Consider the following 4,143-nt stretch of genomic DNA (forward strand, 5'->3'; position numbering starts at 1 on the left):
TTACCGACTACGTTAATCCATTGAGTGTCCACGATGTTGTGGCACGAAAATCCGTCCACGATGTCGTGGCACTTAACAGGTAGGTTCTTAGAAGAGATTGCGCCGTCGGCGCCTGCCGAAGGCCACGCCGGGAAAATGGGAGGGAGAGATGGACGAATACATGAGAGCCGCGCTGGAGGAGGCGAAAGCGGGGCTGGCGGAGGGAGGAATTCCGGTAGGGTCGGTGCTCGTCCACAACGGACAAATCATCGGACGCGGCCGAAACCGTCGGGTCCAGTGCGGGAGCGCCATCCTCCACGGGGAGACGGACGCCATCGAGAGCGCCGATCGGCAGCCGGCGGCGATCTACCGCCAGTGCACCATCTACACCACCCTTTCCCCGTGCGCCATGTGCAGCGAGGCGATTCTTCTGTTCGGCACAGTCTCGTCGGCTGAAATGAGACCCAACTCAAGGTTCGTCTGTTTGCAAAATTCTTCTGATCCTAAGCCTCTCTGCATATGGTTAATTTTTGCAGTAGTCGGTCTAGTTGCGTCCATTCTTCGGAGGTGATTTCATTTGCCGATTTCCTCAAAATGCAAGCCCACCCATCGATGTCGCCCCCAAACCTCTCATAGGTTTTGACTTTATCTATGGTCAGCATCATTTTCCTTACAAAGTCCGTCCACCGGAGACGCGAACTCCCGATGGTCCGATTCGCCCCTCTCCCCCGCCGACTGAATCTCGATCCTATTCAAAAACAAAAAAAACCGCGCAACACCCTTATGACGCCTGCGCGGCTCTTCTATTCGATCTCTGCTTTCAGTTTTCCGAATCCCACGCCCACTTCCCCCTGAATCGATCATCAAAGCACAGGGGTCTTTTATAGCACCAGGAAAATCTTATTTCAAACTAATTTCCCCTCCCCCTTGCGCACAAAAATCTCCCGGGCCAGCTCCTCGTCCACGGCAAAATCCGAATTCCCGACCCGGAAAATATAGGACGGGAAGGTGCGGCTGAGCAGCAGCCGGCTTCCGGGGAGCACGCCCATGCTCATCAGCTTCTGCATCTTCCTGGGATCGGTGGCGGCAAGATAGGCGATCTCCCCCCCCTCCCCGGCCTTCAGCTCGGTGATCGCCACGACTCCGACCGCACCGCTGGCTTTCGCCTCCTCGCAGCATTTGCCGGGAGGGATCGGCTTGCCGTGGGGGCAGGTGGTGGGGTGGTTCAGGAGGGTGCAGATCTTGGCGTCCACGCCGTGATGGAGCAGATGTTCGAACTCGCACGCCTTGGCGTTCCCCTTTTTTCCCTTCAGGTCGAGGATGTCCATCATCAACCGTTCGGCCAGGCGGTGCCTGCGAACGGTCATCATCGCCTCGTGGCGCCCCTCCTTGCGCAGATAGACCCTCTCCCCCTTGACGTCGATATAAGCGAGGCGATCCAGCTCCTTCAGTTCATCATCGTCGGCTGTGACCTTGAGCAGGTCGAAAGGGGCGGAATTCTCCCCCTCTTCCTCGGTGGCGATCCACAGAGCCTCGAGAATCTCTTCGGCTTTTTCGGAAAGTTTCATGGTTTTTCGTCCTCGCGTTGCTTGTTCTTGCCTTCGGCCCAGCGCCGGAGCCGTCCTGAAACGATGGGGTTGGCGTATCCGCAGTACGGGCAGTGCACCTTGCGGCAGCCTCCCGGGCAGGCGCCGCAGCTCTCTTTCCGTCCCGGTTCTTCGGGGATTTCCCTGTTGCAGAAACCGCACTTCATGCCAGCAGCCCCGTCAGCAGCAGAAAACGGTTCAGTCCCCAGCCGACGGTAAAGGCCAGAAGGGAGACAAAGACGAAAATCCCCAGGGAGGTTCTCCATCCGCGCTCCTTCTTCATCATCAGGAACTGGGCCACGCACGGCACGAAGAGGGTGAGCGTGACGCCGGCCACGGTCAGTTGGACCGCATCGAGCAGGCCGGCGGTCTGCAGGTCGTAAAGCCCTGCGGCGCCGAAATCACGGCGGAAGAACCCGAAGATGAAAGCCGCCGACGCCTCATCCGGCAGGCCGAGAAGGCGCATGACGGGGTTCAGTGTAGAGACCAGTCCGTTCAGAACTCCCGTCATCTTTCCGGCCCAGAGAATGACGGAGGCGATGACGAAGAGGGGGAAGATCTCGAGGAAATAGGCCTGCATGCGGGTCAGGGTCTTGACCAGCACGTTGCGGAGCTGCGGCATGCGCAGCGGCGGCAGCTCCATGTAGAACATGGGGCGCTCGCCGGGAACCAGGCGGGCGGCGAGAAAACCGATGACCACGAAGACCAGGGCGATGCAGATGCTCCAGACCACCAGGGTGCCGGGTACCCCTGCGAGGAGGCCGAGGATGACCCCGAGCTGGGCGCTGCACGGGATGGCAAGGGCCAGCAGGATGGTGGCGAGAATCCGCTCGCGGACCGTTTCCAGGGTGCGGGTCACCATCGTGGCCATGGTGTCGCAGCCGAAGCCGAGGACGAGAGGGATCACGGCCCGGCCGCTGAGACCGAGCTTCTTGAAGAGGCGGTCGACCAGCATGGCGAGCCGGGGGAAGTATCCCGTGTCCTCGATGACGGAAAAAACCAGAAAAAAGGTGCCGACGATGGGAAGCACCAGGGCAACGGCATAGCGCACCCCCAGGGTGAAGACCCCGTATTCGCCGACGATCAGCTCATGGAGCCAGTACCAGGGGATGAACCGGTCGGCCAGGGCGATGAACCAGGGGTTGATGTACCCCTCGAAAAGGGAGCCTTCAAGAAAATCGACGATCGTTCCGGCGCCGAACCCGCCGACGAACTGATACAGCCCGAAATAAAGGATCAGAAGCAGGATGGGAAACCCGGTCCAGGGATTCATGGTCCAGCCCGAGAGGCGCTCGGAAAAAGTCGGCTCCCCCCCTTGCGGCTGGTAGATAACGCCTTCCAGCACTCCCCGACAGACGCGTTTGCGCTCGAGGCTGATGCGAAGGTGCAGGTCGGCGCGGCGCTCGAAGATCACCTCATTGACGGCGGTCTCCACGGCTGAGTAACCTTCCTTTTCCGTCTGCCGCACCAGTTCGCCCACTTCCTCGTCCTTCTGCAGAAGAAGCAGCGCCAGGGCGCGGCGGTCAAGAGGATAGGAACCCTCCAGGGTCGAAGCGACCCGGGCGATGTCCCGCTCCAGATCGGTGGCGTAGGCGAAGACCGCCTTTTCGCCGGATGAGGGGCCGGCGATAGCGGCGCGGATCTCGTCGATGCCGCGTTTGCGGGCGGTCGCTGCTCCGATGACCGGAATACCAAGTTTCTCCTCCAGCAGCGGAATGTCAATCACCATGCCGAGGCGCTCGGCTTCATCGAGGATATTCACCACCAGGACCACCGGCAGACCGGTCTCGATGAGCTGAAGGGTCATGGGGAGCATCCGATCCAGATTGCGGCCGTCCAGGACATGAAGCACCACATGAGGCTTCTCGGTCAGGAGGATTTCCCGGGCCACCCGCTCCTCTTCGGTGATCGGCATCAGAGAATACATCCCCGGGGTATCGAGCACCTCATAGCGGAGGCCGGAGATTTCGCAGTATCCGCGGGAGACTTCGACCGAAGTGCCGGGGTAATTGGAGACGGTGGTATAGGCGCCGGTCAGCGCATTGAAGAGAACGCTTTTGCCGACGTTGGGATTGCCTACGAGGATGACCTTCGGGGGCCGGTCGCTGGAGGTGGACATTGCAGCAGATCTCATTTCGGAAGGCTTAAGAATTGACGAAATCAGTGAATCGGGTCTTTTACCGCAGAGGCTGCGGAGGAAGACCTTTTGATCTCAATAGCTTTTCTCGGCGTCCTCTGCGTTCTCCGCGGTAAATTTGTTTTCTCGGAGACCATAAAGATTGATTATCGATTTCACGACATGAGATTAAATAAAGCAGCGCCTGCACGGTGGGACGGCATTTATTTTTTGGCGCATTTGGCGCAGAGGCCGAAGAGCTCCAGTCGATGGCTGACGATCTGGAAGCCATGTTCGCTGGCCACCCTTTCCTGCAGCTGTTCGATGCGCGAATCCTCGAACTCGATGATGGCGCCGCAGTCGGTGCAGATCAGGTGATCGTGGGACCTTTTGATCTCAATAGCTTTTCTCGGCGTCCTCTGCGTTCTCCGCGGTAAATTTGTTTTCTCGGAGACCATAAAG

At 59.3% G+C, this 4,143-nt stretch carries 5 protein-coding genes; 1 reads left to right on the forward strand and 4 read right to left on the reverse strand.

Annotation, left to right across the window (positions count from 1 at the left end):
* Positions 1-148 precede the first annotated feature (148 nt).
* Positions 149-550 (forward strand): nucleoside deaminase, encoded by a 402-nt coding sequence (locus DTF_RS24040; RefSeq protein WP_051361397.1) that lies wholly within the window; start codon positions 149-151, stop codon positions 548-550.
* 334 nt (positions 551-884) lie between these two features.
* Here the strand turns inward: DTF_RS24040 and DTF_RS0116285 are convergent, their stop codons facing one another.
* The 4 genes from DTF_RS0116285 to DTF_RS27340 all read right to left on the reverse strand — a co-directional run.
* On the reverse strand, positions 885-1,547 hold the full coding sequence (locus DTF_RS0116285; protein ID WP_027716180.1) for a metal-dependent transcriptional regulator: 663 nt from the start codon (positions 1,545-1,547) through the stop codon (positions 885-887).
* Positions 1,544-1,732: a hypothetical protein gene (locus DTF_RS0116290; protein WP_027716181.1), complete on the reverse strand. Its 189-nt coding sequence runs from the start codon at positions 1,730-1,732 to the stop codon at positions 1,544-1,546. The genes DTF_RS0116285 and DTF_RS0116290 overlap by 4 nt, the downstream gene beginning before the upstream one ends.
* Positions 1,729-3,684 (reverse strand): ferrous iron transport protein B, encoded by a 1,956-nt coding sequence (gene feoB / locus DTF_RS0116295; RefSeq protein WP_081703039.1) that lies wholly within the window; start codon positions 3,682-3,684, stop codon positions 1,729-1,731. The genes DTF_RS0116290 and feoB overlap by 4 nt, the downstream gene beginning before the upstream one ends.
* Before the next feature lie 221 nt (positions 3,685-3,905).
* On the reverse strand, positions 3,906-4,143 hold a 238-nt coding region (locus DTF_RS27340), incomplete at its 5' end, for a Fur family transcriptional regulator (protein ID WP_226989389.1).

Source organism: Desulfuromonas sp. TF (assembly GCF_000472285.1).
Lineage (GTDB): Bacteria > Desulfobacterota > Desulfuromonadia > Desulfuromonadales > ATBO01 > ATBO01.